Origin of the sequence: Roseateles flavus, assembly GCF_039872765.1 — a bacterium.
Classification (GTDB): Bacteria; Pseudomonadota; Gammaproteobacteria; order Burkholderiales; family Burkholderiaceae_C; genus Roseateles_B; species Roseateles_B flavus.
In genome coordinates this window covers 234992-251515 of sequence record NZ_JBDPZC010000001.1, presented here as the reverse complement: position 1 = coordinate 251515, position 16524 = coordinate 234992, and the positions used below count along the sequence as shown (strand labels likewise).

13 protein-coding genes are annotated in these 16524 nt (G+C 69.2%); 6 read left to right on the top strand and 7 right to left on the bottom strand.

Annotated features, from left to right (window positions below; genetic code table 11):
- Positions 1–24: 24 nt before the first annotated feature.
- A complete protein-coding gene (gene gshB / locus ABDJ40_RS01130) occupies positions 25–1011 on the bottom strand; it encodes a glutathione synthase (RefSeq protein ID WP_347604974.1) in 987 nt (328 codons plus the stop codon).
- 49 nt (positions 1012–1060) lie between these two features.
- Entirely contained in the window at positions 1061–2215 is a 1155-nt protein-coding gene (locus tag ABDJ40_RS01125; RefSeq protein ID WP_347604971.1) for a benzoate/H(+) symporter BenE family transporter, read from the bottom strand.
- Positions 2216–2355: 140 nt separating this feature from the next.
- On the opposite strand from ABDJ40_RS01125, the gene ABDJ40_RS01120 reads away from it, so the two are divergent.
- Positions 2356–4719: an ATP-binding protein gene (locus tag ABDJ40_RS01120; protein WP_347604968.1), complete on the top strand. Its 2364-nt coding sequence runs from the start codon at positions 2356–2358 to the stop codon at positions 4717–4719.
- Positions 4720–4737: 18 nt separating this feature from the next.
- Here ABDJ40_RS01120 and ABDJ40_RS01115 read toward each other — a convergent pair whose 3' ends face one another.
- A complete protein-coding gene (locus tag ABDJ40_RS01115) occupies positions 4738–6576 on the bottom strand; it encodes a potassium transporter Kup (RefSeq protein WP_347607322.1) in 1839 nt (612 codons plus the stop codon).
- Positions 6577–6752: 176 nt separating this feature from the next.
- Positions 6753–8048: a glutamate--cysteine ligase gene (gene gshA / locus ABDJ40_RS01110; RefSeq protein ID WP_347604965.1), complete on the bottom strand. Its 1296-nt coding sequence runs from the start codon at positions 8046–8048 to the stop codon at positions 6753–6755.
- Positions 8049–8195: 147 nt separating this feature from the next.
- Between gshA and ABDJ40_RS01105 the strand changes: the two genes are divergently transcribed.
- Complete coding sequence (locus ABDJ40_RS01105) at positions 8196–8579, top strand: response regulator transcription factor (protein ID WP_347604963.1); 384 nt, start codon at positions 8196–8198, stop codon at positions 8577–8579.
- A 98-nt stretch (positions 8580–8677) separates the two neighbouring features.
- Complete coding sequence (locus ABDJ40_RS01100; protein ID WP_347604960.1) at positions 8678–10354, top strand: WD40/YVTN/BNR-like repeat-containing protein; 1677 nt, start codon at positions 8678–8680, stop codon at positions 10352–10354.
- Between the two features lie 82 nt (positions 10355–10436).
- On the opposite strand, the gene ABDJ40_RS01095 is transcribed toward ABDJ40_RS01100, so the two are convergent.
- From ABDJ40_RS01095 to ABDJ40_RS01085, 3 genes are read right to left on the bottom strand one after another with little or no spacing between them, the layout of a single operon-like run.
- The gene (locus ABDJ40_RS01095) at positions 10437–11978 is read right to left on the bottom strand and encodes an ammonium transporter (protein ID WP_347604957.1); all 1542 of its coding nucleotides are present in this window, start codon (positions 11976–11978) and stop codon (positions 10437–10439) included.
- 32 nt (positions 11979–12010) lie between these two features.
- Positions 12011–12349: a P-II family nitrogen regulator gene (gene glnK, locus ABDJ40_RS01090; RefSeq protein WP_269632290.1), complete on the bottom strand. Its 339-nt coding sequence runs from the start codon at positions 12347–12349 to the stop codon at positions 12011–12013.
- A 23-nt stretch (positions 12350–12372) separates the two neighbouring features.
- The gene (locus tag ABDJ40_RS01085) at positions 12373–13089 is read right to left on the bottom strand and encodes a TorF family putative porin (protein WP_269632291.1); all 717 of its coding nucleotides are present in this window, start codon (positions 13087–13089) and stop codon (positions 12373–12375) included.
- A gap of 401 nt (positions 13090–13490) precedes the next feature.
- On the opposite strand from ABDJ40_RS01085, the gene ABDJ40_RS01080 reads away from it, so the two are divergent.
- From ABDJ40_RS01080 to ABDJ40_RS01070, 3 genes are all read left to right on the top strand, one after another.
- Positions 13491–14597 (top strand): sensor histidine kinase, encoded by a 1107-nt coding sequence (locus ABDJ40_RS01080; protein WP_347604952.1) that lies wholly within the window; start codon positions 13491–13493, stop codon positions 14595–14597.
- A complete protein-coding gene (locus tag ABDJ40_RS01075; RefSeq protein ID WP_347604949.1) occupies positions 14590–15399 on the top strand; it encodes a LytR/AlgR family response regulator transcription factor in 810 nt (269 codons plus the stop codon). Before ABDJ40_RS01080 ends, ABDJ40_RS01075 begins: the two co-directional genes overlap by 8 nt.
- Positions 15400–15527: 128 nt before the next feature.
- Positions 15528–16433 carry a MipA/OmpV family protein gene (locus ABDJ40_RS01070; RefSeq protein ID WP_347604946.1) on the top strand — a complete coding sequence of 302 codons (906 nt, stop codon included), beginning with the start codon at positions 15528–15530 and terminating at the stop codon, positions 16431–16433.
- Positions 16434–16524 lie beyond the last annotated feature (91 nt).

The window sequence follows — 16524 nt, the reverse complement described above, 5'->3', positions numbered from 1 at the left end:
CGAAGCGCCTGTGCGGCATGCGGATCAACCCTGGGCCGCGCCCACCGCCTTCTCCAGCGCGTCGACGAAGAGCGCCGCCACGTCGAAGCCGGTCTGTGCGCCGATCTCCTGGAAGCAGGTGGGGCTGGTGACGTTGATCTCGGTGAGGCAGGGCCCGATCACGTCCAGGCCCACCAGCAGCAGGCCGCGGGCCGCGAGGATGGGCGCCAGGTGCTGGGCGATCTCGCGCTCGCGATCGGTGAGCGGCATGGCCACGCCCTTGCCGCCGGCCGCCAGATTGCCCCGCACCTCGCCGCCCTGCGGAATGCGCGCCAGGGCGAAGGGGACGACCTCGCCGCCGATCAGCAGGATGCGCTTGTCGCCCTGGGCGATCTCGGGCAGGTAGCGCTGCACCATGACGGTCTGGGCGCCGTCCTTGTTGAGCGTCTCGATGATGGCGCCCAGGTTCATGCCGTCCGGCCCGACGCGGAAGATGCCCATGCCGCCCATGCCGTCCAGGGGCTTGAGGATGATGTCGCGGTGCTCGGCATGGAAGGCGCGGATGGCCGCGGCCGATCGCGTCACCAGCGTGGGCGTGATGTGCTGCGGGAACTCCAGGATGGCCAGCTTCTCGGGGTGCTCGCGCAGGGACGCGGGCTTGTTGAAGACGCGGGCGCCCTCGCGCTCGGCCTGGCTCAGCAGCTGGGTGGTGTAGAAGAACTCGCTGTCAAAGGGCGGATCCTTGCGCATCAGCACGGCATCGACCCCGGCGAGGGCCAGGTCTTGCCTGGCGCTCACGGTGTGCCAGTCCGGCGTGTCCGTGCCATAGCCGCTGGCCAGCGCCTCGGGCGTGAGCTGCAGTTGCTGCGCGCCGCGGGCCGTCACCAGGCCGCCGCGCTGCCAGACGAGGTCCGCGGGCTCGCAGGCCCAGAGTTCATGGCCGCGGCGGGCCGCCTCGCGCATCATCGCGAAGGTCGAGTCCTTGTAGGTCTTGAAGCTGGGCAGCGGGTCGGCAACGAAAAGCAGTTTCATGGCGAAGGTCCGGATGAGTAGGCGATGGATCTTGGGAGGGAAGGCGGCGTCAGGCCCGGCGCAGGCGCTGCACCAGCAGGGCCAGGGCCCCGGCCACCACGCCCCAGAAGGCCGAGCCGATGCCTGCCAGCTTGAGGCCTGACAGCGTCACGAGAAAGGTCAGGATGGCGGCGTCGCGATGGGCCTCGTCCTTCAGCGCCGCGCTGAGTCCGCCGGCAATGGTGCCCAGCAGGGCCAGGCCGGCGATGGCCGCCACCAGCTCCTTCGGGAAGGCCGCCAGCAGGCCCACGACGGCGCCCCCGGCCAGCCCCAGGGCGATGTAGAACACGCCGGCCATCACGGCCGCGGTGTAGCGCCGGGCTGGGTCCTCATGCGCCTCGCGGCCCATGCAGATGGCTGCGGTGATGGCCGCCAGGTTCAGCGCATAGCCGCCAAAAGGCGCAAGGACCAGCGAGGCCAGGCCGGTCACACCGATGCTGGCCGAGATGGGGGTCTGGTAGCCCGAGGCCCGCTGCGCCGCCACGCCGGGCAGGTTCTGCGAGGCCATGGTCACGAGGAACAGCGGCAGGGCCACGCCCACCATGGCCGCCACGCTGAAGCGCGGGCTCACCCATTCCGGGCGCGCCCAGGCCCATTGCACGGCATCCATGTGCAGGCGGCCCTGGGCGCCGGCCACCGCCACGCCCACCAGCAGCACCACAGGCACGGCATAGCGCGGCCAGAAGCGTCGGCCCAGCAGGAAGGCGGCGGCCATGCTCAGCACCAGCAGTGGCGCGCTCTGGGTGGCCAGCATCGCGTCCAGTCCGAAACGAGCCAGCACGCCGGCCAGCAGGGCCGAGGCGATGGCGATGGGGATGCGGTCCATCAGCCGCTCGAAGAGGCCGCTGAAGCCGGCGATCGTGATCAGCAGCGCACAGACGATGAAGGCGCCGACCGCCTCGGGCATGGAGACGCCCACCGCACTGGCCAGCAGCGCCGCGCCGGGCGTGGACCAGGCCGTCAGCACGGGCTGGCGCGTCCACAGGGACAGGCCCAGGCTGGTCAGGCCCATGCCCAGGCCCAGGGCCCACATCCAGGAGGTGAGCTGGGTCGAGGTCGCGCCCAGGGCCTGCGCGCCCTGGAAGACGATGGCCACCGAGCTGGTGAAGCCCACGAGCACGGCCACGAAGCCGGCAACGGTGGAGGGCAGGGACAGGTCTTGCATGAAGCGGCGCATGGGGGGCAGCATAGCGGGGCCGGGCCCGGGCGGCAGGCGCAGGGGATTGGCTGTCGCACCGGCATTGGGTTCCGGCCGGAAAGCTGAAATACTGCAAGCTCCTTCCCTGCCGCGATGGGATCGCGTCCATGAGCGACTCTTCCTCCGTTCCCCTTGCGCCGCCCCTGGCGGTGGGCCGATCCAGCGACCTGCTGCTGCTGGGGCTGGCCCTGGGGCTGGGGCTCGCCGCCAGCGTCTGGGTCTACCGCGCCCTGGCCGAGGCCGAGCAGCTGCACGCGATGAAGCACGCACAGGCCATGGCCGAGCCCGTGCGACTGGAGGTCGAGCTGACCCTGGCCCGCATCGTGGAGGCCAGCCGCAGCGCAGGCCTGCTGGTGAGCACCCACAAGCCGCTGCGGCTGCCCGCCTTCCAGCACTTCGCCCGCGAGCTCTCGGCCTCCCTGCCTCCCCGCACCCTGATCGAATGGCAGCCCCTGGTGACCGGGCGCGAGGAGCGCCGCCAGCTGGAGCGGGACGCCCGGGCCGAGGGCCTGGCCGGCTTCGAGATCCGCGAGCCCCGGCCCGATGGCCGCGGCTGGCAGGTGGCGCCCGAGCGCGACAGCTATGTGCCGGTGCTGTACGGCTGGCCCGCCGGCCAGTCGCCCCTGGGCTACGACCTGGCACCGGACGCCGCTCGCATGGCCTCCAAGCTGGCCGCCGCGGCCCAGCGCCGGCCGGTGGCCTCCAACAGCTTTGCCGTGATCCGCGACGACATCGGGGCCCGCCGCTCCTGGGGCTTTGCCATCACCGCGCCTGTCTTCGACGCGGCACCGGAAGGCGGCGAGCCGCGCCTGCGCGGCTACCTGGCCGCCGTGGTGGAGCTGCCCCTGCTGCTGGGTCCGGCGGTGGAGCGGGCGCGGCAGGGCGGCATGGGCCTGTGGGCCATGGAGGGCAGCGAGGAGCAGGCGCCCGTGCGCTTCACCAGCCGGGTGTCCGAGAGCGGCAACGCCCTCCAGCCTGCGGAACAGGGACCGGCGCGCGCCCTGCAGCAGCGCTTCGGCATGGATATCGCCGGCCGCCCCTGGACCCTGCTGCTGCAGCCCCTGCCCGAGACCCTGGATGCGGGCCAGCACCGGCAGCCGCTGGCCGGGCTGCTGGCGGGCATCGCCGGCACCCTGCTCATCAGCGCCGCCCTGTGGCGCGCCCTGGCCGAGCGCCGCCGCACCGCGCTGGCCGGCCAGCAACTGGCCCTGGAACGCGAGCGCCTGCAGCATGTGATCGACGGCACCCAGGCCGCCACCTGGGAGCACAACCTCTTCAGCGGCGAGACCCATGTCAACGAGCGCTGGCAGACCCTGCTGGGCTATGCCGTGGGCGAGTTCCAGCCCGGGCCCGGCTATGACTGGAAGGACGACTGCCATCCCGAGGACCTGCCCCGCGTCCGCGAGGCGCTGCGCCGCCACCTGCGCGGCGAGACGCCGGCTTACGACGTCGAGTACCGGCACCGCCGCAAGTCCGGCGAGTGGCGCTGGATCCACTCGCGGGGTCAGGTCATGCGCCGGGATGCCCAGGGCCGCGCCCAGCTCATCGCCGGCACCATGGTCGACATCGCCGACCGCAAGGCGGCGGAGGCCCGCGTGCTGGAGCTCAACGCCACGCTGGAGGCCCGGGTGGTGGAGCGCGGCGAGGCCCTGGCCGAGGCCATGGAATCGCTGCGCGAATCGCGCGAGGCCCTGGCCCAGGCCCAGCAGCGAGCCACCCTGGACGCCCTGGTCACCGGCGTGGCCCATGAGCTCAGCTCGCCCATGAGCAACGCCCTGGTGTGCAGCGAGTCCCTGCGCACGGAAGCCCTGCAGTTCCAGGCCCGCATCGCCCAGGGCAGCCTGCGCCGGGCCGAGCTGGACAGCTTCCTCCAGCACAGCGCCGAGCATGCCGAGCTCATCAGCCGCAATGTGCGACGCGCGGTGGACCTGATCGGCGATGTGCGCCAGGTCGCGGCCGACCAGGTCAGCGCCCAGCGCCGCAGCTTCGACCTCAGCCAGACGGTGGGTGAGCTAATCGGCTCGCTGGCGCCCACCCTGCGCCTGCAGGTCCACCAGGTCGTGCTGGACATCCCCGAGGGCATCCGCATGGACAGCTACCCCGGCCCCCTGGGCCAGGTGCTGATCAACCTGGTGAACAACGCCCTGCTCCATGCCTTCGAGGACGGCCAGGCCGGCGAGGTGCGCATCCAGGCCGAGGCGCAGGGCGAGCTGGTGCAGTGCCGTGTCAGCGACAACGGCCGGGGCATGGACCAGGCCACGCTGGAGCAGCTCTTCAAGCCCTTCTTCAGCACCCGGCTCAACGCGGGCGGCATGGGGCTGGGGATGGTGATCGTGGACCGCCTGGTGCACAAGGTGCTGGGCGGCCGGATGCAGGTGCACAGCCAGCCGGGCGCAGGCACCGTGTTCACGCTGAGCCTGCCCCGCGTGGCGCCGCCCCTCAAGCCCGAGGAATCCGCGCCGGCCCCGTGAGCCGGCGTGGTGCGGGGCTCAGATCTCGACCTTGGAGCCCAGCTCCACGATGCGGTTGGTGGGCAGGTGGAGGAAGTCGGCCGCCGCGGCTGCGTTGCGGTGCATGCTGGCGAAGAGCTTCTCGCGCCACAGGGCCATGCCCGAACCGATGGTGGGGATGACGATGTCGCGGGAGAGGAAGTAGCTCGTCTCCATCTCGTCCAGGTGCACGCCGCGGGTCTCCAGCAGCTTCAGCGCCTCGGGCACATCGGGCTCGTTCTTGAAGCCGAAGTGCACGATCACCTGCCAGCAGTCGTTGCCCAGGCTCTCGACCTCCACGCGCTTGTCGAAGCCGATCCAGGGCTTCTCGTGGTGCTTGACCGTCACGAAGAGGTTCTGCTCGTGCAGCACCTTGTTGTGCTTGAGGTTGTGCAGCAGCGCATTGGGCGTGATGCCCTGCTCCGCCGAGAGGAAGACGGCCGAGCCGGGCACCCGCAGCGGCGGGCTCAGGAACACGGCCTCCAGGAAGCCCTTGATGTCGATGGCGTCCTCGCGGAGCTTGTCGGACAGCAGCTGGCGGCCCTGCTTCCAGGTCAGCATCAGCGTGAACATCCAGATGCCGATCAGGAGCGGGAACCAGCCACCGGCCGCGACCTTCAGCAGGTTGGAGGCCAGGAAGGTGACGTCGATCAGGAAGAAGAAGCCGGTGGCCGCCACGCACAGCGCCAGCGGGTACTTCCAGCCGTAGCGGATCACGAAGAAGGTCATGACCGTGGTGATGGTCATGTCGATGGTCACCGCCACGCCGTAGGCGCCGGCCAGCTTGCTGGACGAGCCGAACATCACGACGGCCACGACCACGAAGCCGAACAGCATCCAGTTGATGAAGGGCACGTAGATCTGGCCGATGTCGCGCACCGAGGTGTGGACGATGCGCATGCGCGGCAGGATGCCCAGCTGCACCGCCTGCTTGGTGACGGAGAAGGCCGCGGTGATCAGGGCCTGCGAGGCCACGATGGCGGCCAGCGTGGCCAGGCCGAACAGAGGCATCTCGGCCCAGGAGGGCGCAATCAGGTAGAAGGGATTCTTGATGGCCGTGGGGTCTTCCAGCAGCAGGGCGCCCTGGCCGAAGTAGTTGATCACCAGGGCTGGCATCACGATGGCATACCAGGCGATGCGGATGGGCTGCTTGCCGAAGTGGCCGAGGTCGGCGTAGAGCGCCTCGCCCCCCGTGACCACCAGCACCACCGCGCCCAGGGCCACGAAGGCCACCCAGCCGTAGTGCAGGCAGAACTCGATGGCATAGACCGGATTCACGGCCGCCAGCACCTTGGGGTTCTCAAGAATCTGGGGCAGGCCCAGCAAGGTGAGGCTGGCGAACCAGACCAGCATCACCGGCCCGAAGGCCTTGCCCACGCCACCGGTGCCGAAGCGCTGCACCGCGAAGAGGCCGGCCAGCACGATGAGGGTGATGGGGACGATGAGCTGGTGGTATTGCGGAGCATAGACGTCGATGCCCTCGACGGCACCGAGCACCGTCATGGCCGGCGTGATGACCGCATCCCCGAAGAAAATGGCCGTCCCGAACAGGCCCACGCCCATCAGCACCCGCCGCAGCGTGGGCTTCTCCTTCACGGCCTGGGTGGCCAGGGCCAGCATGGCGATGAGGCCGCCCTCGCCGTTGTTGTCGGCCCGCAGGATCAGCAGGACGTACTTGAAGGAGACCACGATGGTCATGGTCCAGAACAGCAGGGACAGCACGCCCAGGATGTTCTGCGAGTTCAGGGGCACATGGCCGCCGTGGAAGACTTCCTTGAGGGCGTAGAGCGGGCTGGTGCCGATGTCGCCGTAGACCACCCCGAGGGCGCCCAGGGTCATGGCGGCAAGGATGCCGGGGCTGCGGTGTTGTTGTTCGTGGCTCGAGCTCACAGGCGCGACGGCCTGACGCAGGTCAGGCCGAGGAGTCAAAAGTGGCTATTGTGCGCTCGCCAGCCCTCAGGACTCCGCCTGTCTCATGCAAGCTGGGCATGCCCCCCTGCCTCGGGGGCTGAGGCTCAGGCGTAGACCTCGGCCTCGGGGTCGGTGGCCTCCAGCTCGTAGCTGGCGGCCAGCATGCCCAGGCGGGCGATCACGCCGTACATGTAGAAGCGGTTGGGCGCGCTGGCGCCAGGAGTCTCGCCGGGGCGCGGCAGCTGGGTGGACTGGGCGAAGGCCAGGGGCACGTAGCTGGCGCCGGGAGCGTTGAGGTTCTCGTCTGCGGCGCGGTCGGCATGCACGCGGTAGAAACCGCCCACCACGTAGCGGTCCATCATGCAGACCACCGGCTCGGCCACGGCCTCGTTGACGCGCTCGTGCGTCACCACGCCCTCCTGCACGATGACCTCGTGGACGGGCTGGCCGTCCTTGATCACCGACATCTTGTTCTTGCAGCGGCGGTTGAGCTCCTCCAGCTCCTTGGCGTCACGCACGGTCATGATGCCCATGCCGTAGGTGCCGGCGTCGGGCTTGACGATGGCGAAGGGCTTCTCCTGGATGCCGTACTCCTTGTACTTGCGCCGCGTCTTGGTGAGGACCTGGTCGACCTGGTCCTTCAGTGCCTCCATGCCCTGGCCTTCGGCGAAGTCCAGGCCCTGCACGCCCACCGTGAGGGGGTTGATCAGCCAGGGGTCCATGCCCAGCAGCTTGGCGAACTTCTTGGCCACCTCTTCGTAGGCCTGGAAGTGACGCGACTTGCGGCGCAGCGTCCATCCGGCATGCAGGGGCGGCAGCAGGTACTGCTCGTGCAGGCCCTCCAGCACCGAGGGGATGCCGGCGGAGAGGTCGTTGTTGAGCAGGATGGTGCAGGGGTCGAAGTCCTTCAGCCCCAGGCGGCCGCGCTTGCGCACCAGCGGCTCCAGCGCCAGGCTGCCGCCGTCCGGCAGGGCCAGGGAGGCGGGTGCCGTGAGGCTTTCATCCAGGCTGCCCAGGCGCACGTTGAGGCCGGCCTGGGTGAAGATGCGCACCAGGGTCTGCAGGTGCTGCAGGTAGAAGCTGTTGCGGGTGTGGTTCTCAGGGATCAGCAGCAGGTTCTTGGCCTCGGGGCAGATTTTCTCGATGGCCGCCATGGCCGCCTGCACCGACAGCGGCAGCAGGTCTGGATTCAGGTTGTTGAAGCCGCCCGGGAAGAGGTTGGTGTCCACCGGCACCAGCTTGAAACCGGCATTGCGCACGTCCACCGAGCTGTAGAAGGGCGGCGTGTGCTCCATCCACTCGAGGCGGAACCAGCGCTCGATGGCCGGCAGGGACTCCAGGATGCGCTGCTCCAGTTCCTTGATGGGGCCGTTCAGGGCGGTGACGAGATGTGGAACCATGGTGGAGAGTCCTGGGCTGACGGGGCAGGGAGATTCTAGGAGGCCGCAACTGAGGGCGTATTGCCCGAATGCAAGCCCTTCGACGCACCATTTGTGCGAGTGGCGGCGCTATGCTTGGCCGATCAACGCTGCACCGCCCTGCCCACAATGCCTGCCAAACTGCTGATCGTTGAAGACCAGGCCGACATCCGCCGACTGATCCGTTGGGCCCTGGAGGACGACGACTACGAGATCCGCGAGGCCGCCAACGGCGCCGCCGGGCTGGACCAGATCCTCGGCTGGCACCCTGACATGGTCCTGCTGGACATGATGATGCCCGGCGGCATGGACGGCCTGGAGCTCTGCCGCCAGGTCCGTGCGGCGCCGGGCACCGCCAAGACCATCATCGTGATGCTCACCGCCAAGGCCACCTCGGCCGACCACGAAGCCGCCCGCACCGCCGGCGCCGACTACTTCCTGCCCAAGCCCTTCAGCCCGGCCAAGCTGTCCGAGCTGCTGAACGCCTTGCTCAAGCATCGGCAGGACCGCTAGGGCATCCCCCCCTCGCACAAACCCGGCCACGGGCTCACGAGGGCCTTCCTAGAATGCCGCCACCGTCGCCCCGGGCGACTTCCAATGGACCACTTCGCATGCATCCGACTGCACGGCGCACTCCCGCGCGCCTTCTGGGCCTGGCGGCCGCCCTGTCCCTGACCCCGCTGGGCTGCCTGGCCGCCGGCGAGGTGCCCGCCGACTCCGGCCTGTTCACCAGCCGCATCGTGACCAACGCGTCCAGCACCAACCGCGGCAACTTCCTGTATTTCAACCAATGGGAAACGCTGACGCTGGTCAACCAGGACAAGCGCGAGATCGAGATCAAGGCCGAGAAGGGCAGCGGCAACAACAGCAGCCAGGTCTTCGAGGCCGTGCTGCCTGCCGGCAAGTACCAGCTGGTGCAGATGCTCTCTCCCAAGCTGGCCGGCCGGGTGACGGGTGACCTCAAGGGCGTGATCGGCGAGTTCGAGGTCAAGCCCCAGACCGTCACCAGCCTGGGCACCCTGATCTACCAGCCGACGGGCAGCCAGGGCTACACCATCCTCTGCGACGGCTTCGACGCCCCGCAGATCGAGCGCGTGCGCCTGAGCTACCCCGCGCTGCACCAGGCCATGGCCGACCATGCCCCGGTGCGCCCCTGCCTCAGCAACGAGGTGGCGGCTCGCAGCAACCAGGCTCAGCAGGGCCGCACCCTGGTGATGAGCAACTCCGGCATGACGGCGGTGGTGGGCACGCTCACGGTGGGCCTGATCCAGTCGCTGATCCAGAAGGCCTCGGCCACCGAGGCCATCCAGGCCTGGAAGGACGAGCAAGACCCGCAGAAGCGCCTCGCCATGGCCCGCAGCAGCACCTACGCCTTCAATGCAGCGCGCATGCTGGAGAGCGGTGACGTGCTGGCCGGCAGCAACCTGGGCCAGGTCCTGGCCCGCGACTCCGAAGGCCGCTGGGAACGCCTGGACACCGGCGACACCCGCGAGATCACCGCCCTGCTGGCCACCGACCGCCAGCGCTTCATGGTCGGCGGCGAGGAAGGCCTGCTGATGCAGACCAGCGACGCCGGCAAGACCTGGCAGGCGCTCAGCGCCCCCACGCACGGCCTCATCGTCAACCTGGCGCGCCAGGGCCAGCGCGTCTACCTGCTGGCCGTCGAGGGCCTGGACGCCGTGCTGTACGCCACCGACGACCTCAAGTCCGGCACCTGGCAGGAGCTGCGCCGCGAGGCCGGCAGCCGCTCGGACAAGCCTGAGGCCATGGGCTGGATCCGCCTGGCCTCGATGGCCGCCAGCGGCTGGATCGTGGGCGAGCGCTACGTGATGGTCACCGCCAACGGCTTCGTGAACAGCATGGACCTGAAGGATGGCAGCTGGACCCGCAGCAAGACCTCGTTCGAGGAACCCCGCCAGGTCACGGCCCTGCGCGATGGCACCCTCGTCGCCTACAGCCGCAACAAGGTCTACGTCAGCCGCGACCAGGGTGCCACCTGGACCAAGGACGAGCAGGGCTGCATGAAGATGATCACGGTGGCCTACGGCTACCAGGGCCAGGCCTACAACGTCTGCGGCCAGGGCGCCTTCGTGTTCTCCACGGCCATCATGCAGCGTGGTGGCGAAGGCGGCCGCTGGACCACGATCAGCGACGAGACGCCCACCCCGGCCTCCGCCCTCTTTGCCAGCGAGTACAACGACACCCTGCTCTTCATGAACCCGGAAGGCCTGATCTACGGCCGTGCCGCCGGTGCCAAGGAGTGGACCCTGGAGCGCAAGCCGCTCTGACGGCCCGCCCGCAAGAAGAAAGGCCGCCCTCGGGCGGCCTTTTTGCTGCGCCCCTCGCCGATGCGAGGGGGCCTGCGGGAGATCACTTGTGATAGGCCGTCTCGCCGTGCGAGCTGATGTCCAGGCCCTCGCGCTCTTCCTCTTCGGAGACGCGCAGCCCGATCGTCAGGTCCACGACCTTGTAGGCGATCACGGACACCACGGCCGACCAGACGATGGTCACGCCCACGGCCTTGGCCTGCGTCCAGACCTGGCTGGCGATGCTGTAGGCATCCGGCGCGATCATGGAGGCCGTGACCCAGTCGCCCACTGCGCTGGGGCCGCCCAGGGCCGGCGAGTTGAACACCCCGGTCAGCAGGGCACCGATGATGCCGCCCACGCCGTGCACGCCGAAGACATCCAGCGAGTCGTCCGCGCCCAGCAGCTTCTTCAGGCCGGACACGCCCCACAGGCAGGCGAAACCCGCGACCACGCCGATCACCAGGGCACCACCGACGCCCACATTGCCCGCAGCCGGCGTGATGGCCACCAGGCCGGCCACGGCACCAGAGGCGGCGCCCAGCATCGAGGCCTTGCCCTTGTGCAGGGCTTCACCCACGCTCCATGCCAGCACGGCGGCGGCCGTGGCGACGAAGGTGTTGATGAAGGCCAGGGCCGCGAAGCCGTTGGCTTCCAGGGCGGAGCCAGCGTTGAAGCCGAACCAGCCCACCCACAGCAGCGAGGCACCGACCATGGTCAGCGTCAGGCTGTGCGGCGTGAAGGCCTCGCGGCCGTAGCCGATGCGCTTGCCCACCATGAAGGCGCCCACCAGGCCGGCAACGGCGGCATTGATGTGCACCACGGTGCCGCCGGCGAAGTCCAGCGCGCCCCATTGCCAGATCAGGCCGGCGGTGCTGTTGACCTTGTCGACGACGGCGGCGCTGGTGTAGGCGTCCGGTCCGGCCCAGAACCAGACCATGTGCGCGATGGGCAGGTAGCTGAAGGTGAACCAGATCGTCATGAAGGCCAGCACGGCCGAGAACTTGATGCGCTCAGCGAAGGCGCCCACGATCAGGCAGGCCGTGATGCCGGCGAAGGTGGCCTGGAAAGCGGCGAACACGATCTCCGGGATCACCACGCCCTTGCTGAAGGTGGCGGCGTTCGAGAAGGTGCCGGCGACGTTGTCCCAGATGCCCTTCATGAAGAGCCGGTCCGTGCCGCCGATGAAGGCATTGCCCTCGGTGAAGGCGAAGCTGTAGCCGTAAAGCACCCACAGCACCACGATCAGCGAGAAGGTGACCATCACCTGCATCAGCACCGACAGCATGTTCTTGCTGCGGACCAGGCCGCCGTAGAACAGGGCAAGACCTGGCACCGTCATCATGATGACCAGCAGGGTGGACAGCATCATCCACGTCGTGTCGCCCTTGTTGGGTGTGGGCGCGGGCGCCGAGGCGGCTTCGGCCGGGGCGGAAGCGGCGGCGGCGGCAGGGGCCGAGGCCGGGGCCGCATCAGGCGCTGCGGCCACGGCGGCCACGGCGGCGGCTGAAGCCGCAGCGGCCGGGGCCGAAGCGGCGTCCTGGGCCCAGGCGCCCGGGGCGAAGACCGCCGCGGCAAGGGCCAGGGAGGCAAGCAGTTTCTTCATGGGATCACTCCAACGATGTTTTGTGGCGATGCTCAGAGAGCATCCTTGCCGGTTTCGCCAGTACGGATGCGCACGACCTGATCCAGGGGCGAGACAAAGATCTTCCCGTCACCGATCTTGCCGGTGCGGGCCGAGGTCTCGATGGCCTCGATGACCTGGTCCACGACCGCGTCATCCACGGCCGCCTCGACCTTGACCTTGGGCAGGAAGTCGACGACGTACTCGGCGCCGCGGTAGAGCTCGGTGTGGCCCTTCTGGCGGCCGAAGCCCTTGACCTCGGTGACGGTGAGGCCCTGCACGCCGATGGCGCTGAGCGCCTCGCGGACCTCGTCCAGCTTGAAGGGCTTGATGACGGCGGTGATCAGTTTCATGGTGTGCTTCCTTGCGATCGGATTCAGAAGACCTTCTTGACCGCCAGCACCAGGGCGCTCTTGCCCAGGTTCTTGTCGCCGGGGCCCACATAGGCATCGGTGCTGGCGCGGACCAGGGCGCCGCTCCAGGTGAAGCCGGCGTAGTCCTTGGCCAGGGTCAGCGAGTAGTCGGTGTAGGAGGCGCTGCCCAGGTTCTTCACGCGCTGGTGGCCCACGTGCGGGGTCAGCGTGAAGCCCTCGCCCAGGTCCAGGGCGGCGCTGAGGTCCAGGTAGCCCGAGCCCTTGGAGTCGGGGAAGCCGAAGAGATTGCTGGTGCTGTGCGAATACTTGGCGGTGAACACGCCGTAGGTGAGAGCGCCGTAGATCTCCAGCGTGTTGGCGCTGGGGCTCAGCTTGTTGCTGGGGTAGACGTACTGCAGCAAGCCCACGTCCAGCGTCAGGCCCTTGCTGATCTCGGTCTTGTAGCCGCCGTAGACGTCGATCTCGACGCTGGCGTCGCCACCACCGTCCTTGACCCACTTGATCGTGGAGGCCCAGGTGCCCAGGTAGAAGCCGTTGCCGAAGTCGTAGTCGGCGCCGCCCTGCAGCGCGGGCTTCAGCCGGGTCTGCGAGATGCCGCGGTAGCGGTAGTCGGTGGTCAGGCTGGCATTGAAGCTCAGCGGGCTGGCCGGCTCGTCGGCCCAGGCAGGCATGGCGGTGGCGGTGACGGAGAGGGCCAGCAGCGCAAACAGGGACTTCATCGCGGGGACTCCTGCAAAGTGGATGGTGAAATGACTTTCGACAGTCCCTCTTGCAGCTTCCGTGCCAGGCAGCGCTCGAGCTCACGCCCCCCATCAAGCGCCCATGGGCAGGGCAGGCATGCACGCTCCCGTGCGGCGGCTGCCCCCCGGCGCGAAGGGCGCGCACCGATTCAGGGGATGGGTGGCCGGTTCGCACCAATTTGGTGACAACCGTTCCTGAACCTGGGCGGCGTGCCTGGGCGAGGCCCGCGCGGAACACTCACCGCCTCCGGCATGCATTTCACGCCTCGGCAGGCCCCATTGGGCGCCAGCCGCATCGCGCCCCCTGCCACAGGGCCGACACTGACGCCTGCGCCGCTCGCGCGAACCATCGCCCCCACCTCCTCATGCCGTTCCCTTCCTTGCGATTGCGCCCCTCCGCTCATGCCCGCTCACTGGGACGTGACCTGCTGCTGGTCGCCGGACTCAACACCGCTGTGGCCACCTTGCTGCTGCTGATGGCGCTGGGCACCGGCGCACTCCAGTCGGACAGGCTGGACCTGGAAAGCATCGGCCGGCCCTGGTGGCAGCTGTTCGTCTACTCCCAGTGCATCGGCTACAGCATCCATGGCCTGGGCGAGCTGCCCTTGCTGCTGCGCCCCGCCTCGCGATGGAAGCGCCCCCTGGTCCTGAACCTGCTGCGGATGGCGGTGGTTCCACTGGGCTTCGGCCTGGGCGCCCTGTTGGCGAGCCTGCTGCTGAATGACCCCCTGCGCCTGCCGCTGACCTGGCACCCGTGGGATGTGCTGGTCGTTGCGCTCACCGTCCTGGTGTCCAGCGTGGCCATCCTGTTCACCCATCAGCGCGACCGCCTGGAAGCCGAGCGCCTGCGGGCCGAGAACGCCGAGATGCGGGCCACCAGCGCCCGACTGCAGCTGCTGCAGCAGCAGATCGAGCCCCACATGCTGTTCAACACCCTGGCCAACGCCCATGCCCTCATCGACGATGAGCCCCGGCAGGCACAGCGCCTGCTGGAAGCGTTGAGCGAACTGCTCCACGCCAGCATGCAGACAGGCGAGCGGGACCTGGTGCCCTTGCGCGAGGAGATTGCCCTGGTGGAGCACTACCTGCGCCTGATGGCCATCCGCATGGGCTCGCGGCTTCGCTATGCGCTGGACCTGCCGGACGCGCTGGCTCCGGTGCTGCTGCCGCCGCTGACGCTGCAACCGCTTGTCGAAAATGCCATCAAGCACGGCCTGGACGGCCAGTTGCAGGGCGGCGCCGTGCAGGTGCGCGCCTTTCTGCAGGATGAGCACCTGCACGTCGAGGTGCTGGACGACGGCGCTGGCCTGCAGGCCGAAGCGATGCCCTCACCCCACAAAGGCATTGGCATCAGCAATGTCCGGCAGCGGCTGCGCTACGCCTTCGGCCCTGGAGCGTCCGTCCAGGTCAGCCCGCGCCAGTCCGGCGGCGTCCGGGCGCTGCTCCACATCCCCCTGATTCAAGCGAGACCCGCACCCCATGACTGAACCCCTGCTCGTCCTCATCGTGGAAGACGAACCCGTCCTGGCCAAGCGGCTGCAGGAACAGCTGCTGGCCCTCTGGCCGGGGCTCGAACTGCTGCCGATGGCCGACAACGGCGCTGCCGCCATCGCGCTGGCGCTGGAGCACCTGCCGCGCGTGATCTTCATGGACATCCACATGCCCGCCTGCTCCGGCCTGGAGGCGGCGCAGGCCATCCTGGAGGAGTGGCCCGAGGGCCTTGCCCTGCCCCTTCTTGTCTTCGTGACCGCCTACGGCCACTACGCCCTGCAGGCCTTCGACCACGGCGCCATCGACTACCTTCTCAAGCCCCTGAGCCAGGACCGGCTGCAGCGCACCATCCAGCGCCTGCAGGATCGGCTGGCCCTGACCAGGGCCTCGGGCGATGCGGGCACGGCCGATGACGTCGGCGCCGAACTGCAGCGCCTCGACGGCGTCCTGCGTCCGCAGACGGCCGGCGCGGAGCCGCTGAGCGTCATCAATGCCGCCGTGGGCTCCGTGACCTACCTGATACCGCTCGCCGATGTGCTGTATTTCGAGGCGGCCGACAAGTACGTGCGCGTCGTGACCCGCCAGCGCGAGGCCTTGATCCGCATGGCGCTGCGGGACCTGGTCCTGCGTCTGGATCCGCAGCGCTTCTGGCAGCTGCATCGCAGTGTGGTGGTGCAAGCCAGCGCCATCGCCCATGTCGCGCGCCATGACAACGGCCGGCTGAGCGCCGGGCTCCATGGGCATGAAGCCCAGCTGCCGGTCAGCCGGCTCTTCGCCCATCGCTTCCGAGCCATGTGAGTCCTTTCCTGCCGCTCACGGCGCGCAGCGGTCGTTGGCAGCCTTGAATCGACTGTTCGCTGCCCACCGCCCCTGACGCCCGGCGATGCTTCCTAGGATGCAGGCACCCAATCAACTGGATGCCTTCCATGTCCCGCTCTCTCAAGTCCACGTCCTCGCAGTCCCGCCTTGCACGCCAGCGCCCGTCCGGCGGCATCGGCCGGGCCCTCGCCGCCATCGGCCTCGCCATGGGCGCCCTGCCTCTGCTCGCGGAGGCACAGTCGACAGCCTCCGAGACTGCCCCCGCCCATCCCGGCTGGTCCGGCAGCGCCTTCCTCGGCGCCGTCGTGGCCCCGCGCTACCAGGGCAGCCAGGACAGCCGTGTCCTGCCCGGTGTCGGGCTGGAGTTCAGCTACCACGACGCCGGCATGGGCACCGTGTCCATCGGCAATCGAGGCCTGCTCTGGGCCCCGGTGCTGGCTCCGTCAATCCGCGTCCATCTGGGGCTGGAAGTCGACCCTGGCCGCGTGGACAGCGGCAAGCGAAAGCTGGGATTGCTGGGCTATCGACCCGGCAGCGACACCTTGAAGGGCATGGGCGAAGTCCGCGCCACGGGCGTCGCGGTGGGGATGGTCAGCTATGTGCTGCCAGAGATGGGCGGCCTTGCGCTGAGCGGCAGCGCCCGCCAGGCGCTGACCTCGCACAAGGGCCGCCAGCTGAACCTGGGCCTGTCCTACCCCCTGTACCGGGCCGACGACATGCAGCTGACCCTGGCGCCCAGCCTCACATGGGCCGACCGGCGCTACCAGCAGGCCTACTTTGGCGTCACCGAGGGACAGGCGGCGGCCTCCGGGCGGCCCCAGTTCACCCCGCGCGCCGGCATCAAGAGCGTGCAGCTGGGCATCGAGTTCGACATGGCGCTGAGCCAGCAATGGCGACTTGCGGCATCGCTGGAGCTGGCGCAGCTGCGTGGCGACGCGGCGCAGAGCCCCGTCACCCAGAAGGCACGCCAGGTCAGCGCCACGGTGGGCGTGGTCCGGCCCTTCCAGTTCTGAGGCACCGCCCCGGCGGCTTGTCCTGCCCCTTGCGGAGGACGCCGCCATCGAGCCGGCTCGGGGCCCTACAGAATGGCCGGCAGGGAGACCT